The sequence below is a fragment of the Mycobacterium sp. URHB0044 genome (genome assembly GCF_000620625.1).
Classification (GTDB): Bacteria; Actinomycetota; Actinomycetes; order Mycobacteriales; family Mycobacteriaceae; genus Mycobacterium.
Window position 1 is genome coordinate 419,511 of sequence record NZ_JIAW01000002.1, and the last position, 18,556, is coordinate 438,066.

Sequence of the window (18,556 nt, forward strand, 5' to 3'; positions counted from 1 at the left end):
ATGTATTCAGAAAAGACTGAACTAAAGGCGCCCGTTGACCTGCAGGTCCGGATGTACCCAACTGGGGGAGCGGCGCTCCTTGAAGGCCATGAAACCCTCGATGGATTCGGGCTCACCGAGGCTGGCTTGCATGCCGATCCGGTCGTACAGGCCAAGGTAATTGTCCAGGCTGGACTTGATCACGGTCCTGGCCCTCGGTGCGGTGCGGCAACACCGCGCCAGCACGTCGCGCGCCTCGCCGAGCAGGTCGTCGTGCGCGACCACCCGCGCGACCATGCCCCAGTCCATGGCCTCCTGCGCAGTCAGCGTGCGGCCGGTGAACATCAGGTCCCGGGTGCGGACGGGGCCGATCAAGCGTGCCAGCATGTGGCTGTAGTACGTGTCTGCAATGCCGCGGTATAGCTCGGGTACCCGGAACGTTGCGCGGTCGCTGACCACGGCCATGTCGCTGCACAGCGCGATCTGCAGACCGCCGCCCTGGCACAGCCCGTTGACCGCCGACACCACCGGTTTGACCGACTGCCGCAGTGTCTCGAACGGCGTGACGTCCATGCCGAGTGCCGAGCCATAGGTCAACCAGTTGTCGGCGCCTCCACCGCCCATATCGCCACCTGGCGCGAAGACGTCGCCGGTACCGGTGATCAACAGGCCCGCGAGATCGGGGTCGGCGTCGACGTGTCGTACGGCGTAGCGGATGCCGAAATACATCGCAGGCGTCATCGCGTTGCGGGCCTCGGGGCGGTCCAGCGTCACCACGCCGAACGGGCCCTCGCGGTCGAACCGCAGGAACGGCGTGCCCAGCCAGTCGCCGTCGGGTGGACGTGGAGCGTTCTCGGTCGTGGTGGTCATGCGCCTCCTCGGTTGCGGTTTCTCATTGTTCAAAGCGCTCGTGCAGGACGTCGTCGATGGCCTCGGACGTGGGGGCGCAGTCGCCCGCGCCCGGCGTCAGGGTCGCGAGCGCGCCCGCCACGCAGGCTCGGCGCAGCGCGAACTCCGGACCGGAGCGCCACCCCGCGGCGAGTACCCCGGCGAACACATCGCCCGCGCCGGTCGTGTCGATCGCTTCGACTGCGGGGGCCGCGAACTCGCCGCGGCCGTCCGGACCGACGTGGGTGGCGCCGTCGGCACCCCGGGTGATAACCAGATGCGGTACAGGCCAATGCCATTCGTGCGATTCGACCTCGTTCAACACGACCACGTCGGCCAGGCCCGCGAGTGCAGCGAGAGCGTCGGGCGGCGTGCCCGCCGGTGATGCGTTGACCACGACCAGCGCGCCGCCGTCGCGGCCGAGCCGGGCGGCCGCCACTGCCGTCTCAGGAGGAATCTCCAACTGCAGCAACACCACATCCGCTGCGGACACCACGGACCGCGCGTTGGCCGAGGCCATGCTCAGGTGGGCGTTGGCGCCGGGCGCGACGATGATGCAGTTCTCCGCATGGGCATCCACGACGATCGCCGCCGCTCCGCTGGGCCCGGGGACCGTGACGACACCGTCGAGACCCACCCCGTTGTCGCGCAAGTGCGCGCGCAGGGCGTCGGCCGCAGGATCATTGCCGAGGGCGGCGACGATGTCGACCGTCGCGCCGGCACGGGCGGCGGCGACGGCCTGGTTGCCGCCCTTGCCGCCCGGTGCGGCCGCCGACGACGAGGCCAGCACGGTCTCGCCTGGTCGGGGCAGTGATTGCACGGTGAACGACTGATCGAGGTTGACGCTGCCCACCACGCAGACTCGTGCCACGGCGCCTACAGTAGACCCGACCGGGCCGTGCATTTCGTGCGAAGGGTGCTTCTCGGGCGGCTTCGGTCACCGTGAATGGGGTTGCGGGCGGCGACATTGATCGCTGCCGTCGTCGACGGCTATGCGAGCAACGCGTCGAACGTCGTGATCTCGGTCCCGTTGTTCTCATTCGACGCCTTCAACACGGCGGTCCGTAGCGCGTCGGTCCGTACGTCACTAACGGTCCGTGGTGACGGCTGTCCAAGGTCATCCTCGTAGAACCCGCGGATGACGTCGATGAAAACCGGTGCGATCAGACGCCGGTTGACCATCACGGCCAGCAGAGCGTCGGCAAGGGCGGGGTAAGGGGTATCCCGATCGCCCAGCCACGCCACCATGTCCGAAGCTGGCTCGATGCTGCTCGAGATGTTGACCGACCCCAGGGCCGCGAGCTTGTCCGCCGGCGCCAACGATCCGGCCAGGACTCCGAGTGCCTCGGAATTGGTCCCGATGCGGATCGCGCCACTCTCCTTGCCGACGTAGATGGGGCCATTCCAGACATTGCCCACCCGCCAGAAGAAGTCGAAACCGAACTGGCAGCTGTTGCGGGCGACGAGCTCGAGATTGCCGTGATCACCGGGCCCATAGTTCGATTGGATGAGGGACACTTCGTCGTAGAGCGAGTTGCCACCGAACTGAGTGCCCGGCCCCCACCCCATGGTCAATCCCTCAACGGCATGCGGACTGCCAACATTTCGTGCCCGATGGAGCAATCCGCCTGCCTTCAGCGGTGAGACCAGCTCGAAGTTGCCGTAGTGGCCATCGTCGGCGAAGCCGTCGTCGTCGTGGTTGTAATCGCCTTGGATCAATGACGGGCGGCCATAGAAGGCCCGCAGCTCTTCCGACTGAGTTTCGGGGCTCGGCTTGGTTACGGTGTCGGAACCGCGCCACTCACAGTGGACACCACCCGGCGACAACCTATCGAAATACGCGTCTGATGCGCACCAGAGTTGCAACGCATTCTGTTCGCTGCCTGCGACGATGTAGGTGTCCCCCTGGTGCGCACAGCTGGTGTCCTCCCAGACCTCCTTGTAGGTCGTATGCGACGAGTTCGCGAAGACCGGGGTCAGAATGATTCCCATTCCGACGAGCTTCCCGCCAGGTACCTGACTGTGTACGTACTCTTCTGGTTTCAGAGCTCCAGGGAAGCCAGGCACCTGAGTCCACAGTGAAGTCGAGTCCGTCGACTTGAGGTAGTAATTCCACCCGCCGGCCTCGGTCGCGACGACGACGTGGAACATGCCCGTTTCATGTGCGTCTCGGTGAGCGCCGGGGATGAGGGGTATGTCCTTGAACAGGGCACCCGAATACACGATTGCAGGAACGCCTCTGCAACCCTCTGCGATCTGCGAACCGAAGTGCCATGTCAACGCACCACCGTTCTCCCGCCACCAGTGTTCGAGAGCCCCGTTGTCCTTGCGGACTGCAACGACTTCCAGATTCTTGGTCGGCGTGCCGGGGTAGGACATGAAGTCCGACTCCGTGACCGAGACGCCTTGATAGTGGGTGCCCTGCGCGAACACTGTCGGCCCGTACCACTGAAGCGCCGCGGCATTGTCGTTGTCCCGGTAGAAGTGGGCCAGACCGCCGTCTGGCCACGGGATCACTACTTCGAAGTTGTTACGGTTGCGGCCAGCTCGGCTCTGGATGAAGAATCCGCCCCACGGCGATGCTTGAGGTCGCTCGCGCCAATCGAAGTCAGGCATATGGCCTTTCGTCCTTCCCGGGGTTGGGAGTCGCTACGGGGCAACACGGTCTGTGTCAGATCAGGCCGTCGAATTCAGCGAATGTCGTTGCGCTCAACCGGAGATCGGGGAAGAACCTCGCGACGAGCTCCGGCTCTGCCTCCGACGCCAGGTCGAGGAATCGTTGAATGCTCGTCGGGTTGGTGAGATCCTCGCGGCGTAGCCACCCAATGATCGGGTTGGTCGGCTCGGGATGGCGCACTTCGTAGAACTTGTAGAAATCTGCGATCTGCCGACCCTTCTCGGCAATCGCCTTGCGTTCCTGCTCGAAGAAACTCTTCGGCACGTTGGTGAGCTGGCCATTGATGGGAATCGGCGTGGCAGTGTGCAGGACGGTCCCGGTGGAGAGAGTCTCCTCGATGACGAGGAACACGAGGTAGTTGCGGTCGTCGGGGTCATTCGACAGATGAAGTGTCAGACCGCTTTCGTCCCAGACGAAGCTGTACTCCAACGTGACACGCGCCGCGGCACCGTCGCGACGTTCACCGTCCCAGCCCGACTCGCCGTTCTTCCAGGCGATGGTGAGCTCGTCGTTATTAAACCGGTGTTCCCCCAAATTGAAGAGTTCGACGCCCTGATGATTCAACTCGAACGCGTGCCGTCCACCGGATCCGACGGCGAAAGTGGTGAATCCAGGACCAACGCTCAAATCGTCGTGAGGCGGTCCGTCGTCCTCGACGTCTCCCGGTATCCACCAGTCGAACGTGTGGGCATCGAACTGAAGTGTGCCCTCTTTGGTGAGGGGGGTTCGTGGTGTGGGCCCGCTGGCGAGCAGCACCTCGTCCAGATCGGCATGGGATTGCCACGTTTGGAGCACGAGTGAGCGTTCGTGGTGGGGATCGGCGCGATACGACGCCCGCCAAAAGTCGCTGTACTGGCGTTCCTCGTAGCTGCCTCGGGAGCCGAGACTGGACAACGTGCGCAGTTTGACGTCGTAGTGGAAGGGCCGGGCGCGATTTGGCGGTTGCGTAGTCGCACTGATGTCCGCACGGACGTCCTGGGAACTACGGGTGACCGCCGCGGTGATCGGGCGTCCGCCCAGAGTCCAAGCGCTCTGTATTCGCGATCTCTGCGGAAGGCCGGCGTCGCGGCGGATGTCTCGGTTGGTGACGGTGACCGTTTGGCTCGAGCTTGGCTCGGTGGACTCATTGCGTAAGACCGCGGCAAGGTGGAGTAGTTGGGTGTAGCCGCTTGCCGACAGCAGAGCGGCGTAGTCGCGCTCGGCCTGTTCGTTGGCGGCCGTGGCGCACTCCTCCGGATTGCCGATGGCGTAGTTCCCGAATGCTGCGGAGACGAGTTGGGCGTTCGGCGGGATCCACCGCAGATCCATGCCGCCCTTCTTCGTCGTCGCGGGCCGGCCCAGGAACTCCGACTGGAACAGCTCATTGATGAACGCGCTGAAGAAGACATTGTCGTGGTAGCGCAAATCCTGTGCGCCCACGGGGAACTGAGTGAAGGTGCGCTTCAGAATCGGGATCTTGTGCGGGAATGGAAGCTGGTCCGAACTGTCGGCCGGTATCCAGTCGATCTCCGATGAGGTGATGGTGGCGCTTCGAAAGTCGTCCGCGGAGTAGTGGGTGATGCCGAGGCAGTTCGCACGCATGCTCTGCGCCAGGCCGTCGAGCTTGTCGGCATAGTCGCGCAGTGCGTCTCGGAAGTCGCCGGTGCTGCGGTACTCGGGGATGATTCCACGGATGCACGTGAGATAGGACGTCGCCGCCCACGTCGCCATCGGCACCATCAAGCGGTGGTCGAATACCGGTTGGTTCTCTTGGGGGAGTGCCGCCGGCGTGGGAGGGGCGCCGGGCGCTCCTGGCAGGGTGTGCATGGCGTTCGGCCACACCGTGTTGTTGGCACGGCGGTCGAACGTAGCAAGCCAGGTGTCTTCGCTGAGCAAGATGCCGACGGCGGTGGCATGAATGGAGTGACTCGTCAGCAGGCGTGCGCGGTCAGCTTCGAGTTGCTCGACGCTGAGGGTGCTCTCGGTTGGGGACTGGTTCATGTGTGCACGAATTTCGGCGACGAACGTCTCGATGCTCACGCGCTGATCCCGTAGGTCCTTGACCTGGATGAGGATCTTTAGTGCATCGATGTTGCGTTCGAGCTCGTCGAATCGTTCCGTGATCAACTTCTCGAGCGCCGACGGTCCCTCCTTGAGCACCCCGAACATCTTCACCACGACCAAGGCGAACGACGCGACGGCCAAGACCGGCACACACACGCTGGCGATGGCAGCTACCCCGGCGAGGAGATCGAGGATCTTGGTGTCGAAGCCGTAGCGCTTGAAGAGTTCCAGGGCGGGACCCCGTTGATTGATGTCCTTCAGAGCCTTCTGAATGCTGTCCACAGCCGGCTTGATCTTGTCCGGGTCGACGGGAAGCGCGAAGGGTGGTTTGTAGATCGGCGCACCAGGTGGCGGTTCCTTGGTGAATTGTCCGTCGGCGTCGAGGTACAACCCGCTTCCGAGCGCTAGAGCGAAATCGGTTCGAGCCATGGTGTTGCCCTCCCGGTACGTCGAGGCGGTTGAACGATTTGGTCTCACCTGTGCAGCCGGGATGGGAGTCAGCGGATCGGCTCAGCTGCGATGTGTAGAGCGAAAAGTATGCCCGCCCTCCGACTTGGCGTCTTTGTTTGCGTCAATATCAATCGACGAGTCGGTGTCACTACGCATCGAGGCTTCGGGCGCCTGCGGTAACCCCGACCGGGCCAAGGTCGAGTTTCGCCGATACGCTGGCCTAATGAGTGTGCAGACCGTCCCAGGGAGTGACCTGCGTCAGCAGGTGCACGACGCAGCACGCCGCGCCCGCGTCGCTTCTCGAATCCTGGGCACCTTGAACACCGCGACGAAGAACCGGGCGCTGCACGCGGCGGCCGATTCCGTACTCGCCAGGGTCCACGAAGTCCTGGCCGCCAACGCCGAGGACCTCGACATCGCGCGGGCGTCCGGCACCCCGGAGGCCATCCTCGACCGCCTCGCGCTGAACCCGCAACGGGTGGACGGGATCGCCGCCGGACTCCGGCAAGTCGCGGGTCTGCCCGATCCCGTCGGTGAGGTGCTGCGCGGCCGCACGCTGCCCAACGGTCTGCAGATCCGCCAGCAGCGCGTGCCACTCGGCGTGGTCGGCATGGTCTACGAGGGCCGACCCAACGTGACCGTCGACGCCTTCGGCCTGACGCTGAAGTCGGGGAACGCGGTGCTGCTGCGCGGCAGTTCGTCGGCCGCGCGCTCGAACGCCGCGCTGGTGACCGCGCTGCGCGCCGCGCTCACCGAGGAGGGGCTACCCGCCGACGCCGTGCAGCTGCTGCCCAGCGACGACCGAACCACCGTCACGCACCTGATCCAGGCCCGCGGCCTCGTCGACGTGGTGATTCCCCGTGGGGGAGCCGGTCTGATCGACGCCGTCGTGCGCGACGCCACCGTGCCGACCATCGAGACGGGCGTCGGCAACTGTCACGTCTACGTCCATTCCGCAGCGGATCTCGATGTCGCCGAACGCATTCTGTTGAACTCCAAGACCCGTCGGCCCAGTGTGTGCAATTCCGCGGAATCGCTGCTGATCGACGCGGCCATCGCCGAAAGCGCCGTGCCCCGTCTGGTCGGTGCGCTGCAGGACGCCGGGGTGACGGTGCACCTCGATCCCAGCGAGGACGAGCTGCGGACCGAGTTCCTTTCGATGGACATCACGCTTGCGGTGGTCGACGGCGTCGGCGCCGCGGTTGCCCACGTCAACGAGTACGGCACCGGTCACACCGAAGCCATCGTGACGACCGATCTGGCTGCGGCACAACGCTTCACCGACGAAGTGGATGCGGCAGCGGTGATGGTGAACGCGTCGACCGCGTTCACCGACGGCGAGCAGTTCGGGTTCGGTGCCGAGATCGGCATCTCCACCCAGAAGCTGCATGCCCGCGGACCGATGGGTCTGCCAGAATTGACCTCAACCAAGTGGATCGTGTGGGGCGACGGCCACACCCGGCCTGCCTAAACAGGAGAAGCCCAGTGAGCGTCCCCGCACGCCCGGTCCCGATGTTCACCGACATCGACGACGTCGCCACGCGTCTCGCCGAGACCGGATACCTACCCGACACCGCCACGGCCACAGCGGTGTTCCTCGCCGACCGGCTCGGCAAGCCACTGCTCGTCGAAGGCCCGGCAGGAGTCGGCAAGACCGAACTGGCGCGTGCCGTGGCACAGGCCACCGGTTCCGGCCTGGTCCGACTGCAGTGCTACGAGGGCGTCGACGAGGCGCGAGCGCTGTACGAGTGGAACCACGCCAAGCAGATCCTGCGCATCCAAGCCGGGTCGGGGGACTGGGACCAGACCAAGATGGACGTGTTCAGCGAGGAGTTCCTGCTGACCCGTCCGCTGTTGACGGCGATCAAGCGCACCGAGCCCACCGTGCTGCTCATCGACGAAACCGACAAGGCCGACATCGAGATCGAGGGCCTGCTACTGGAGGTGCTCTCCGACTTCGCGGTGACGGTGCCCGAGCTGGGCACCATCGTCGCCGAACGCCCGCCGTTCGTCCTGCTGACCTCCAACGCCACCCGCGAGCTGTCCGAGGCACTCAAACGCCGCTGCCTCTTCCTGCACATCGACTTCCCCGAGCCCGACCTGGAGCGGCGGATCCTGCTCTCGCGCGTGCCGGAACTGCCCGAACGGCTGGCCGAGGAGCTGGTCCGGATCATCGGGGTGCTGCGCGGCATGCAGCTCAAGAAGTTGCCGTCGGTGGCCGAGACCATCGACTGGGGCCGCACCATTCTGGCGCTCGGCCTGGACACCATCGAAGACGAGACGATCGCCGCCACGCTGGGCGTGGTGCTCAAGCATCAGTCGGATCAGAAGCGTGCTTCGGGCGAGCTTCGCCTGAATTAGGGAGTCTCATGGCCGTCCGACGTACCCGCCCACCGCAACCCCTTGCGCCACATGGCATTCCCGGCCATCTGGTGGAATTCGTCGAGGCGCTGCGCAGCGTGGGCATTGCGGTCGGCCCTTCGGAGACCGTCGACGCCGGTCGGGTGATGACCGTCCTCGGACTCGGCGACCGCGAGGTGCTGCGCGAGGGGCTGGCCTGCGCCGTGCTTCGCCGCGCCGACCACCGCGACACCTACGACGCGATGTTCGACCTGTGGTTCCCCGCTGCGCTGGGTGCCCGCACGGTTCTCGACGAGGACGACGACGCACGCGATGAGAATCCGGACGGCCTGCCGCCGCAGGACATCGAGGCGATGCGCGCCGCGCTGGTCGAGATGATGGCTGGCACCGATCTGGAGAACATCGACGACCGGCTGGCCGCGATGATCGCCCAGATCGTGGAGGCGTTCGGCCGCTACAACAGCAGCCGCGGTCCGTCGTACTCCTCGTACCAGGCGCTCAAGGCCATGGCTCTGGACGAACTCGAGGGGAAGCTGCTCGCCGGGCTGCTCGCGCCCTACGGCGACGAACCCACGCCGACGCAGGAGGAGATCGCCAAGGCCATGGCCGCCAAGCGGATCTCACAGCTGCGCCGGATGGTGGAGTCGGAGACCAAGCGCCGCACCGCCGAGCAGTTGGGCCGCGACCACGTCCAGATGTACGGCATCCCGCAGCTGGCCGAGAACGTCGAATTCCTGCGTGCCTCCGGTGAGCAGCTGCGTCAGATGCGTCGGGTGGTGGCGCCGCTCGCGCGCACGTTGGCCACGCGGCTGGCGGCGCGGCGGCGCCGGTCCCGCGCGGGCGAGATCGATCTGCGCAAGACGCTGCGCAAGTCGATGTCCACCGGCGGCGTCCCCATCGACGTGGTGCTCAAGAAGCCGCACCCGGCTCGCCCGGAGTTGGTGGTGCTGTGCGACGTATCGGGGTCGGTGGCCGGATTCAGCCAGTTCACCCTGCAGCTGGTGCACGCGCTCCGGCAGCAGTTCTCCCGGGTTCGCGTCTTCGCCTTCATCGACACCACCGACGAGGTCACCGAGCTGTTCGGCCCGGAGGCCGACCTGGCCGTCGCGGTGCAGCGCATCACCCGCGAGGCGGCCGTCTACACGCGTGACGGGCACTCCGACTACGGGCACGCGTTCGTGTCGTTCCTGGAGAACTACCCGACGGTGCTGTCACCGCGCAGTTCGCTGCTGGTGCTCGGCGACGGACGCAACAACTACCGCAACCCCGAAGTCGATCTGCTGACGCACATGGTCACCGCCAGCAGGCACGCGCACTGGCTCAACCCCGAACCCAAGCACCTGTGGGGCAGTGGGGACTCTGCCGTGCCACGCTACGAGGACGTCATCACCATGCACGAGTGCCGATCGGCCAAGCAGCTCGCCGCGGTGATCGACCAGCTGCTGCCGGTCTAGGGGCTCTCGCCGCGCCCGTCCGCGCTCGAACGTGCAGTTTCGTACGCGACTCGCCGCTTCCGCGTACGAATCGGCACGGTCGAGGCTCATCGGCAGGTCGGGGGCGTCGGCGAACACTCCCGTAAGCTGGCTATTCGTGACTCGACGCAGGCTGGGCGTGATGGGCGGGACGTTCGATCCCATCCACAACGGTCACCTGGTCGCAGCCAGTGAGGTGGCCGACCTGTTCGGCCTCGACGAGGTGGTCTTCGTGCCGACCGGCCAGCCATGGCAGAAGCGCGAGCGCAACGTCACCGCACCCGAGGACCGCTACCTCATGACGGTGATCGCCACCGCGGCCAATCCTCGGTTCACCGTCAGCCGCGTCGACATCGACCGCGGCGGACCCACCTACACCACCGACACGCTGCGCGACCTCGCGGCGCTCAACCCGGACACCGATCTGTACTTCATCACGGGCGCCGACGCGCTGGCATCCATCCTGTCGTGGCAGAACTGGGAAGACCTGTTCGGCATGGCCCGGTTCATCGGCGTCAGCCGGCCGGGTTACGAACTCGACGGCGAACACATCGCCGCCGCCATGAAGGAGTTGCCGCAGGACGCCCTCAGCCTCGTCGAAGTGCCCGCCCTCGCGATCTCGTCCAGTGACTGCCGGCGCCGCGCCGAGGCGGGCCGACCCATCTGGTACCTGGTGCCCGACGGCGTCGTGCAGTACGTGAACAAGCGTGGCCTCTATCCGGCCCGCTCCCTAGCCAGCAAGGAGGCCCGGGCATGACCGCGTCCGAGGAAGCCATCAGCATGGCCACCGTGGCAGCGCGCGCCGCCGCCGACAAGCTCGCCGACGACGTCGTCGTCATCGACGTCTCCGGACAACTCGTCATCACCGACTTGTTCGTCATCGCCTCGGCGAATAACGACCGGCAGGTCAACGCCATCGTCGACGAGGTCGAGGAAAAGATGCGCGCGGCAGGCCACAAACCGGCCCGCCGCGAAGGCACCCGCGAGGGCCGCTGGGTGCTGCTCGACTACGTCGACATCGTGGTGCACGTCCAGCACCAGGACGAGCGCAACTTCTACGCCCTTGACCGGCTATGGCGCGACTGCCCGCTGGTGCCGGTCGAGCTGGACGGTCCGGAATGAGGGTCCGCCGCCTGGTACTGCTGCGGCACGGGCAGACCGACTACAACGCGGGCAGCCGGATGCAGGGCCAACTCGACACCGATCTCAGCGATCTCGGCCGCTATCAGGCCGTCGCCGCCGCGGAGGTGCTCGCCAAGCGGCAGCCCCTGGTGATCGTGTCGTCGGATCTGCGTCGCGCACTGGACACCGCGACCGCGCTGAGCGAACGCTCGGGGCTGCCGGTGTTCGTCGACACCCGGTTGCGGGAGACCCACCTCGGCGACTGGCAGGGGATGACGCACCTCGAGGTCGACGCCATCGCGCCTGGTGCCCGGTTGGCGTGGCGCGACGACGCCCGGTGGGCGCCGCACGGCGGCGAGAGCCGGGTCGACGTGGCCGCCCGCAGCCTGCCGCTCGTCGCGGAACTCGTTGCAGGACAACCTGAATGGGGTTCGGACGATCCGGACCGTCCCGTGGTGCTGGTGGCCCACGGCGGACTGATCGCGGCGCTGACCGCCGCGCTGCTCGATCTCCCGGTGGACAATTGGCCGATTCTCGGCGGCATGGGCAACGCCAGCTGGGTGCAGCTGTCGGGGCATTCGGAACCCAACGCCGCGGCCGATGAGGTCCGGTGGCGGCTCGACGTGTGGAACGCCTCGGCACAGGTCGCCAACGATGTCCTCTAGCCAGCGCAGGACCCTGCTCGTCTTCTGCGACTCCCTGTCCTACTACGGGCCGACCGGTGGTCTGCCTGCCGACGATCCCCGGATCTGGCCCAACATCGTTGCCGCCCAACTCGGTTGGGATGTCGAGTTGATCGGCCGGATCGGCTGGACGTGCCGCGACGTGTGGTGGGCGGCCACCCAGGACCCGCGGGCGTGGGCGGCGCTGCCCCGTGCGGGCGCGGTGATCTTCGCGACGGGTGGCATGGATTCGCTGCCGTCGCCGCTGCCGACGGCGGTGCGCGAACTGATCCGCTACGTGCGGCCGCCGTGGTTGCGCCGGTGGGCCCGTGACGGATACGGCTGGCTGCAGCCACGGCTGTCGCCGATCGCGCGGCCTGCGCTGCCCCCGCACCTGAGCGCCGACTACCTCGAACAGACCAGGGCCGCAATCGACTTCAACCGGCCCGGCATTCCGATCGTGGCGTCGATACCGTCGGTGCACATCGCCGACACTTACGGCCGGTCGCACCGCTGGCGCGACGGGACGGTCGCCGCGATCACCGCATGGGGACGCGAACACGACGTGCCCATCGTCGATCTGAAGGCTGCCGTCGGCGACGAGGTGATGAGTGGGCGCGGCAATCCGGACGGCATCCACTGGAACTTCGAGGCCCACGCGGCGGTCGCGGACTTGATGTTGAAGGGCCTCGTCGAAGCGGGTGTCGTGGTCTCCGAAGCCGCCGGCGGCTAGCCATGGCCGTCATGGTGGTGACCGATTCGTCCGCGCGATTGCATCCAGATGACCTGCAGCGGTGGGGCATTCGCGAGGTGCCATTGCACGTCTTGATCGACGGCAATGATCTGCGTGACGGGATCGACCCGGTGCCCTACGACGTCCACGACCGGGCGCACGTCACCACGGCCGGCGCCGCGCCTGCCGACCTGACCGAGACCTACCGCAAGGCACTGGCGGACAGCGGCGGTGACGGCGTGGTCGCGGTGCATCTGTCGGCGGCCCTGTCGAGCACGTTCAGCACGGCCGTGGCTGCGGCGCGGGAGTTCGGCCCTGCGGTGCGCGTGGTGAACGCCCGGTCGGCGGCGGCCAGCGTCGGGTTCGTCGCGGTGGCAGCGGCGCGTTCGTCGGCCGCCGGCGCCGACCTCGACGCCGTGGAGGCGGCGGCGCGCTCCGCCGTGCCGCGCGGCCGCGCCTTCATCGTCGTGCACCGGCTCGACAACCTCCGACGCAGTGGGCGGATCGGCACGGCCGCGTCGTGGCTGGGCACGGCACTGTCCCTCAAGCCGCTGCTCTGCATCGACGTCGACGGCAGGCTGGTGCTGTCACAGCGGATTCGCACCCTGTCGAAGGCCCACGCCGCGCTGGTGGAGGCCGTCGCGGAGTTCGTCGGCGACCGCAGGGCGTCGATCGTCGTCCATCACGTCGACAATCACGACGACGCCGACAAGATCGGTGCCACGCTGACGGACCGACTTCCCCAGATCGAGTCGCTCGCGGTGAGCGACATGGGTCCGGTGCTGTCGGTGCACGTGGGCGGCGGGGCGGTTGGCGTGTGCGTGACGGTGGACGACTGAGGCGGCAGGGCCATCACCGGTTTTCGAAAAAGTGAGGGAATCGACGCGAGCCGGCACTCCTAGCTGATGAACGTGGCAGATGGCCACGACGAAGCCAAGGAGACACCATGAACGCCAAGCACGCGAAGTTCGCCGTCAAGTCCGCCGTCGCCGCCCTTGCTCTCGCGGGTTCACTGGCCGCGATTGCGCCGGCCGCCGCTTACGCCGAACGTGTCCCAAGCCCAGATACGCACAGCGACAGCCTGCAGATCACCTGCCACGACCTCCAGACGCAGATCGATGCGCAGGTCCAGGCGTGGGGCGCGGCCTACAACTCGAACAACGCGGCCGGGATGGACGCCGCCCGGGCTGAGTTGACCCGCCTCGGAAACCTGTGGAACGGACCATGCCGGAAGGTCTACGGCGACGTCACTCCGCGGGCGCAGCAGATCATCTCGAGCGTCCAGAAGATGCCACCGAAGAACGTGGGCATCGCGTGACGGCCGATCGTTGCCGCTACGCCGATGCCCGTCCCGTAACGGGCGGCAGATCCTTCAACGTCACGATGCCCGGCGCGGCGGCGACCACCGCCGGTACTGCATTGGTGACCGGCATCGCGGTGTAGATCATGCCCAGCCCCATGAATCCGGGCTCGGTCCAGTCCCGCGGCGGTAGGCAATGCAGCACGGTACGCATGTTGGGCGTACCGAAGACCTGGATGACGTGGCCGTGCTCCAGCGGCTTGGGCGGGGTGACGTGGTTGCCCATGGTCCAGTTGAATCCGACGCTGACGACGTTGCGCTCACCCACCCAGCCGCGGTGGTAGCCGAACACACCGCCGACGGTGCCCTTCGGGATCTGCATGAAGCCGAGGTCGGTGTCACCCGTGGCGGTGCTGAACTCGACGTCGAACGTCATCCGGTCGAGCTTGGCACCGATCGCGTCGGCCATCATGGCCGCCGACTCGGCGAACACCTCGCTCTCGCGCCGCACGCTCTCGGCGAGGCCCGGCGTGTCGGGATCCTTCGAGAATCCCATGGCAGCTTGCGTTCCCGCGGATTCGTACGTTGAGCAGTCGACCGACTCGGTGATGCGGATCTCGTCGACCTTCTCGCATGCCCCGGACAGCACCATGCCGACCATGTTGGTCATACCCGGATGTGCGCCGCTGCCGAAGATCGTGGAATTGCCTGCCGCGCAGGCCTTCCTGATGCGGTCGAGATCCTCCGGCGTCTGCTTGCCCCCGGTGATCCACGCCGCGCTCGAGCACACGTTGACACCGGCCTCGAGCAGTCGGACCAGTTCGTCGACGTCCGGCCACAGCGGGTTGTAACAGCACGCGTCCGGTTTCAGCGCGATCAGCGCGTCGACGTCGTTGGTGGCCTTCACCCCGGTGGGTTCCGGCCAGCCCGCGAGGTCGGCGGCGTCCACCCCGGCCTTGTCGGCGCCGTGCGCATACACCCCAACTAGTTCCATGTCATCGCGCCCGATGATGGCGTGCAGCGACCGCCTGCCGATGTTGCCGGTGGTCCACTGGATCACCCGTAGTGGTCGGTCAGCGGTCATGTGTGCCTCCTCGTTGCGGCCGGATCAGTAGACACTATTCGGAAGGTGTACACCGGCACTACATGGCGGTCGGTTTCGTCCCTGCCCTGCCCGCGTCGGATTTGTCGAAGAACTGACCGAGCAGTTCTCGGGCTTCGGCCTGATCGACACAGGTATAGGAATTCCAGCCCTCGATGCGCAACTGGTCGTCCAGTGGCTTGCCGACGACCTCGAGCACCGTCGCCTTCGCGGAGCGTACGGCCCGCTGCGAGTTTCGCAGGATCTGGCGGGCCAACCGCTCGGCATCTTGCATGACCTGTTCGTGCGGAACGACTTTCGTCACCATGTTGCATTGCAGCGCTTGCTGCGCGTCGATCGGCTCGGCGGTCAGGACCATCTGCATGGCAACGCCGACGCCACACGTGTTGACCAGCCGCGTGATGCCACCGTCCCCGTGATGAAAACCGCGCCGAGCCTCGAAGGAGCCGAACATCGCCTGGTGCGAGGCCACCCGAAGGTCGCACGCCAGCGCAAGCTCCAGACCGCCCGCCAACGCCCATCCGTTCACCGCGGCGATCGTCGGCTTCGCGATCCGGTGCAGTCCTCGGGTGATGCCGCCGAAACCCATGTCGACGATCTCGCGAACCCGGCTTGGCGTCGCGTCGACGTAGTTCAGCGGGACGTAGGTGGCCAAGTCGGCTCCGGCGCAAAAGGCATCGCCGGTGCCCGTCAGGATTGCGACGTCCGTCTCGTCGTCCTCGCCGAAGTCGGTCCAGATCCGGCACAACTCCTCGTGCATCTGCGGTGTGACCGCGTTCTTGGCCTCCGGCCGGTTCAACGTGATGTAGGCGATTCTGTCCCGACGTTCGTATCCGATCTCGATCATCGGTCAATCCTGCACTCGGATGGGGAACGCGTAGTCGATTTGCTTGCAGCGCCGACATCGCCGTTGGCTGGCATGATCGCCGGATGCAACACGCCCTGCCCGCCACACCGTCGACGGTGCACTGGGGCTACTTCGACCCTCGGCTGAAGCCGGCGCTCGTCGTCGCTTCCGGCGACCTGGTGTCGATCGAGACGCTGACCCATCACGCCGGGGACGCCCCCGACCTGCTGATGGATGCGGGCATCACCGAGGTGTTCGACCGGGTGCAGGACCGCGGACCCGGTCCACACCTGCTCACCGGGCCGATCGCGGTCGAGGGTGCGCGGCCCGGTGACGTGTTGCAGGTCGACATCCTGGCGGCCACGCCTCGGCTGCCGTACGGCTCCAACCTGGCCGGGCATTGGGGCCACCTCTACGCCGAACTGCCCGGCGAGCGGGTCACCGTCTACGAACTCGACGTCGACGCGCTGCTCGGCCGGGCCCTGTTCGCGTACGACTGGACCGCGACCCCGCTGGCCGACCAGCCGGGCACCGTCGTCGCACCCGACGCCGGCGCGCGCGAACCGGCACTGGCGGGCGTCGTCGTCCCGCTGCGCCCGCACTTCGGCACGATGGGCGTCGCACCCGCCGAGCCGCAGCGGGTGTCGTCGGTGCCGCCCGGTGACCACGGCGGCAACGTCGACAACTGGCGGATCGGTGCGGGCGGACGGATGTACTACCCGGTCCAGGTGCCCGGTGCGCTGCTGTCCGTCGGCGACCCGCACGTCTCCCAGGGCGACGGCGAGATCAGCGGCACCGCACTGGAGTCGTCACTGAACGGGTTGCTGCGCTTGACCATTCGGCGAGATCTACCGTTCACGGTGCCGGTGCTCGAGACCGCCACCGAGCTGCTGGTGCACGGGTTCGGCGACACCCTCGACGCGGCGATGAAGGCGGCAGCGCTCCGGACCCTCGACGTGCTCGTGGTCAGCTTCGGCCTGTCCCGCAGGGACGCCTACTCCTTCATGTCGGTGGCCGTCGACTTCACCATCACCCAGGTGGTCGACCAACGCCAGGGCGTGCACGGCCGCATCGACAAGCGGTGCTTCCCGCGCTGGCCCGGGGTCGCGCCATGACGGGCATCCGCAGTTTCACCTTCACTCCCCGCGACGGAGTGCCGCCGGGGGTGGCGCCATTCGCCCACGCCACGGCCGCCGGGCAGACGCTGTACGTCACCGGGCAGATGCCGACCGACGTCACCGGCACCGTGGTCGGCGGTGGCGTCGCCGCCCAGACGGATCAGGTGCTGCGCAACCTGCTGCGGGTCACCGAACTCTGCGGCGGGGAACTGGCCGACGTCGTCTCGGTGCGCGCCTACCTGCTCGACTGGGACGACTACGCCGCCTTCAACGACGCCTACGCGCCGTGGTTTCCGCAGCGGTTGCCGTCGCGGACGTGCGTGGGAGTCACCGGGCTGGCGGTCGGCGCGCTCGTCGAGATCGATTGGGTGTGCTGGCGAAGCGACGGTTGGGGGAGAACAATCGAGTCGTGAGGCCCACGGGGCCGGACAGCGCCGCGGGTCAGTCCATCGAGGAGGACCCATGAGCATCTTCTACTCACTCACGCTGGCCGCCGTGGCTGGTCTCGGCGTGGTCTGGCTGGCCGCACTGAACGTCCGGGTGATCAAGCAGTTCGAGCGGGGTGTCGTGTTCCGGTTCGGGCGGTTGCAGAGCGACGTCCGCGGACCGGGTCTGACGATGCTGATCCCGCTCGCCGACCGCCTGCAGAAGGTCAACATGCAGGTCATCACGTTGCCAGTGCCCGCCCAGGACGGCATCACCTGCGACAACGTCACGGTGCGCGTCGACGCGGTCATCTACTTCAGGGTGGAGGACCCGGTGCGCGCCGCGGTCGACGTGCAGGACTACATGTCGGCGATCGGGCAGGTGGCGCAGACGTCGCTGCGGTCCATCATCGGCAAGAGCAACCTGGACGACCTGCTGTCCAACCGGGAGCGCCTCAACGAAGGCCTGGAGTTGATGATCGACAGCCCCGCGCTCGGCTGGGGCATCCACATCGACCGGGTCGAGATCAAGGACGTGAGCCTGCCGGAGTCGATGAAGCGGTCGATTGCGCGCCAGGCCGAGGCCGAACGTGAGCGGCGGGCCCGAATCATCACCGCCGACGGTGAATTCGCCGCATCCGAGAAGCTCTCCCAAGCTGCCAGGGTGATGGCGGAAAGCCCTGCGGCGCTGCAACTTCGACTCTTGCAAACCATGGTCGAAGTTGCCGCGGAGAAGAACTCGACCTTGGTGCTCCCGTTCCCGGTCGAGCTGCTCCGCTTCCTGGAGCGGGCGACACCGGTTACCGAGGAGAAGACGGCCACGGCCGGTGAGACGTCCGAGTCGGCCGCCCCGAAGGTTCCCGACGACGTTCGCGGCATCGCAATCGAGGCACCGCTGACGGGCCGGCGGTCCGGTCAGAACGCCTAGCGTGCGAGGCACTTTGGGGCATGATCGGGTGATGCCGGTGAACGCCGAGGGATTGACCAAGTGGTTCGACGACTACCTCGACACCTTTGCGGCGTGTGCGCGCGGTGATCGCGAGATCGCTTCGCTGCTGGAGTTTTACGGTGTGCCGTTCATCGTCACCAGCGACGAAGGAGTCGTCGCGCTGACATCGGAGGACCAGGTCGCCGCGGTGATGCAGGGCCAACTCGACGGCCTGCGCGCCAACGGCTATCACCACAGCGACGTGCTGCACGCCGAGGTCACCGTCCTCAATTCGGTGTCGGGTCTCTACCGCGGCACCTTCTCGCGCCGCGACCACCACGGCGCGGTGATCGCCAACGTCACCGTGACCTACGTGGCGACGGACGGACCGGACGGCTTGCGGATCTCGCTGCTCGCCGCGCACGGCGACTTCTGAGCCCCATCCACAG

19 protein-coding genes are annotated in these 18,556 nt (G+C 66.8%); 13 read left to right on the plus strand and 6 right to left on the minus strand.

All coding sequences use genetic code 11. The features are described from left to right. Positions 1 to 21 precede the first annotated feature (21 nt). From N536_RS0106125 to N536_RS0106140, 4 genes are all read right to left on the minus strand, one after another. Positions 22 to 849, minus strand: a complete 828-nt coding sequence (locus tag N536_RS0106125) for an enoyl-CoA hydratase/isomerase family protein (RefSeq protein ID WP_029112805.1) — start codon at positions 847 to 849, stop codon at positions 22 to 24. A 22-nt stretch (positions 850 to 871) separates the two neighbouring features. Beyond that, positions 872 to 1,771, minus strand: a complete 900-nt coding sequence (locus tag N536_RS0106130; RefSeq protein ID WP_081809069.1) for a ribokinase — start codon at positions 1,769 to 1,771, stop codon at positions 872 to 874. 86 nt (positions 1,772 to 1,857) lie between these two features. Further along, positions 1,858 to 3,384, minus strand: a complete 1,527-nt coding sequence (locus N536_RS41265; RefSeq protein WP_051574274.1) for a hypothetical protein — start codon at positions 3,382 to 3,384, stop codon at positions 1,858 to 1,860. A 154-nt stretch (positions 3,385 to 3,538) separates the two neighbouring features. After that, a complete protein-coding gene (locus N536_RS0106140; RefSeq protein ID WP_029112808.1) occupies positions 3,539 to 6,016 on the minus strand; it encodes a hypothetical protein in 2,478 nt (825 codons plus the stop codon). Between the two features lie 244 nt (positions 6,017 to 6,260). Here N536_RS0106140 and N536_RS0106145 point away from each other — a divergent pair, with 244 nt between their 5' ends. From N536_RS0106145 to N536_RS0106185, 9 genes are all read left to right on the plus strand, one after another. Next, a complete protein-coding gene (locus tag N536_RS0106145; RefSeq protein WP_029112809.1) occupies positions 6,261 to 7,508 on the plus strand; it encodes a glutamate-5-semialdehyde dehydrogenase in 1,248 nt (415 codons plus the stop codon). 14 nt (positions 7,509 to 7,522) lie between these two features. Then, complete coding sequence (locus N536_RS0106150) at positions 7,523 to 8,398, plus strand: MoxR family ATPase (protein ID WP_029112810.1); 876 nt, start codon at positions 7,523 to 7,525, stop codon at positions 8,396 to 8,398. Positions 8,399 to 8,406: 8 nt separating this feature from the next. Continuing rightward, positions 8,407 to 9,852: a VWA domain-containing protein gene (locus N536_RS0106155; RefSeq protein ID WP_029112811.1), complete on the plus strand. Its 1,446-nt coding sequence runs from the start codon at positions 8,407 to 8,409 to the stop codon at positions 9,850 to 9,852. Between the two features lie 151 nt (positions 9,853 to 10,003). Continuing rightward, positions 10,004 to 10,627, plus strand: a complete 624-nt coding sequence (nadD, locus tag N536_RS37570; protein WP_255358408.1) for a nicotinate-nucleotide adenylyltransferase — start codon at positions 10,004 to 10,006, stop codon at positions 10,625 to 10,627. Beyond that, entirely contained in the window at positions 10,624 to 10,992 is a 369-nt protein-coding gene (gene rsfS / locus N536_RS0106165; protein ID WP_029112812.1) for a ribosome silencing factor, read from the plus strand. Before nadD ends, rsfS begins: the two co-directional genes overlap by 4 nt. Then, entirely contained in the window at positions 10,989 to 11,657 is a 669-nt protein-coding gene (gpgP, locus tag N536_RS0106170) for a glucosyl-3-phosphoglycerate phosphatase (protein ID WP_029112813.1), read from the plus strand. Before rsfS ends, gpgP begins: the two co-directional genes overlap by 4 nt. Continuing rightward, positions 11,647 to 12,387 (plus strand): diglucosylglycerate octanoyltransferase, encoded by a 741-nt coding sequence (octT, locus tag N536_RS0106175; protein ID WP_029112814.1) that lies wholly within the window; start codon positions 11,647 to 11,649, stop codon positions 12,385 to 12,387. The genes gpgP and octT overlap by 11 nt, the downstream gene beginning before the upstream one ends. Positions 12,388 to 12,389: 2 nt before the next feature. Next, on the plus strand, positions 12,390 to 13,226 hold the full coding sequence (locus N536_RS0106180; protein ID WP_029112815.1) for a DegV family protein: 837 nt from the start codon (positions 12,390 to 12,392) through the stop codon (positions 13,224 to 13,226). A 107-nt stretch (positions 13,227 to 13,333) separates the two neighbouring features. Beyond that, on the plus strand, positions 13,334 to 13,705 hold the full coding sequence (locus N536_RS0106185; RefSeq protein WP_029112816.1) for a hypothetical protein: 372 nt from the start codon (positions 13,334 to 13,336) through the stop codon (positions 13,703 to 13,705). Between the two features lie 16 nt (positions 13,706 to 13,721). Here N536_RS0106185 and N536_RS0106190 read toward each other — a convergent pair whose 3' ends face one another. Together N536_RS0106190 and N536_RS0106195 are read right to left on the minus strand one after the other, a co-directional pair. Beyond that, a complete protein-coding gene (locus tag N536_RS0106190; protein ID WP_029112817.1) occupies positions 13,722 to 14,771 on the minus strand; it encodes a dihydrodipicolinate reductase in 1,050 nt (349 codons plus the stop codon). 58 nt (positions 14,772 to 14,829) lie between these two features. Beyond that, positions 14,830 to 15,636 carry an enoyl-CoA hydratase/isomerase family protein gene (locus N536_RS0106195; RefSeq protein ID WP_029112818.1) on the minus strand — a complete coding sequence of 269 codons (807 nt, stop codon included), beginning with the start codon at positions 15,634 to 15,636 and terminating at the stop codon, positions 14,830 to 14,832. Positions 15,637 to 15,719: 83 nt separating this feature from the next. On the opposite strand from N536_RS0106195, the gene N536_RS0106200 reads away from it, so the two are divergent. The 4 genes from N536_RS0106200 to N536_RS0106215 are packed head-to-tail and all read left to right on the plus strand — an operon-like array spanning position 15,720 to position 18,543. Next, positions 15,720 to 16,751: an acetamidase/formamidase family protein gene (locus tag N536_RS0106200; protein ID WP_051574275.1), complete on the plus strand. Its 1,032-nt coding sequence runs from the start codon at positions 15,720 to 15,722 to the stop codon at positions 16,749 to 16,751. Further along, on the plus strand, positions 16,748 to 17,167 hold the full coding sequence (locus tag N536_RS0106205; protein WP_029112820.1) for a RidA family protein: 420 nt from the start codon (positions 16,748 to 16,750) through the stop codon (positions 17,165 to 17,167). Before N536_RS0106200 ends, N536_RS0106205 begins: the two co-directional genes overlap by 4 nt. A gap of 49 nt (positions 17,168 to 17,216) precedes the next feature. Next, positions 17,217 to 18,107 (plus strand): SPFH domain-containing protein, encoded by an 891-nt coding sequence (locus tag N536_RS0106210; protein ID WP_029112821.1) that lies wholly within the window; start codon positions 17,217 to 17,219, stop codon positions 18,105 to 18,107. 31 nt (positions 18,108 to 18,138) lie between these two features. Beyond that, a complete protein-coding gene (locus N536_RS0106215) occupies positions 18,139 to 18,543 on the plus strand; it encodes a hypothetical protein (RefSeq protein ID WP_029112822.1) in 405 nt (134 codons plus the stop codon). Positions 18,544 to 18,556 lie beyond the last annotated feature (13 nt).

Bases quoted from the DNA above. Each gene is read 5' to 3' on its own strand.
- N536_RS0106140 (WP_029112808.1), bottom strand. From the start codon at position 6,016: ATGGCTCGAACCGATTTCGCTCTAGCGCTCGGAAGCGGGTTGTACCTC.
- gpgP (WP_029112813.1), top strand. From the start codon at position 10,989: ATGAGGGTCCGCCGCCTGGTACTGCTGCGGCACGGGCAGACCGACTAC.
- N536_RS0106125 (WP_029112805.1), bottom strand. From the start codon at position 849: ATGACCACCACGACCGAGAACGCTCCACGTCCACCCGACGGCGACTGG.
- N536_RS0106210 (WP_029112821.1), top strand. From the start codon at position 17,217: ATGAGCATCTTCTACTCACTCACGCTGGCCGCCGTGGCTGGTCTCGGC.
- N536_RS0106190 (WP_029112817.1), bottom strand. From the start codon at position 14,771: ATGACCGCTGACCGACCACTACGGGTGATCCAGTGGACCACCGGCAAC.
- rsfS (WP_029112812.1), top strand. From the start codon at position 10,624: ATGACCGCGTCCGAGGAAGCCATCAGCATGGCCACCGTGGCAGCGCGC.
- N536_RS0106215 (WP_029112822.1), top strand. From the start codon at position 18,139: ATGCCGGTGAACGCCGAGGGATTGACCAAGTGGTTCGACGACTACCTC.
- octT (WP_029112814.1), top strand. From the start codon at position 11,647: ATGTCCTCTAGCCAGCGCAGGACCCTGCTCGTCTTCTGCGACTCCCTG.
- N536_RS0106145 (WP_029112809.1), top strand. From the start codon at position 6,261: ATGAGTGTGCAGACCGTCCCAGGGAGTGACCTGCGTCAGCAGGTGCAC.
- N536_RS0106180 (WP_029112815.1), top strand. From the start codon at position 12,390: ATGGCCGTCATGGTGGTGACCGATTCGTCCGCGCGATTGCATCCAGAT.
- N536_RS0106155 (WP_029112811.1), top strand. From the start codon at position 8,407: ATGGCCGTCCGACGTACCCGCCCACCGCAACCCCTTGCGCCACATGGC.
- N536_RS0106205 (WP_029112820.1), top strand. From the start codon at position 16,748: ATGACGGGCATCCGCAGTTTCACCTTCACTCCCCGCGACGGAGTGCCG.
- N536_RS0106130 (WP_081809069.1), bottom strand. From the start codon at position 1,771: ATGCACGGCCCGGTCGGGTCTACTGTAGGCGCCGTGGCACGAGTCTGC.
- N536_RS0106200 (WP_051574275.1), top strand. From the start codon at position 15,720: ATGCAACACGCCCTGCCCGCCACACCGTCGACGGTGCACTGGGGCTAC.
- N536_RS0106185 (WP_029112816.1), top strand. From the start codon at position 13,334: ATGAACGCCAAGCACGCGAAGTTCGCCGTCAAGTCCGCCGTCGCCGCC.
- N536_RS0106195 (WP_029112818.1), bottom strand. From the start codon at position 15,636: ATGATCGAGATCGGATACGAACGTCGGGACAGAATCGCCTACATCACG.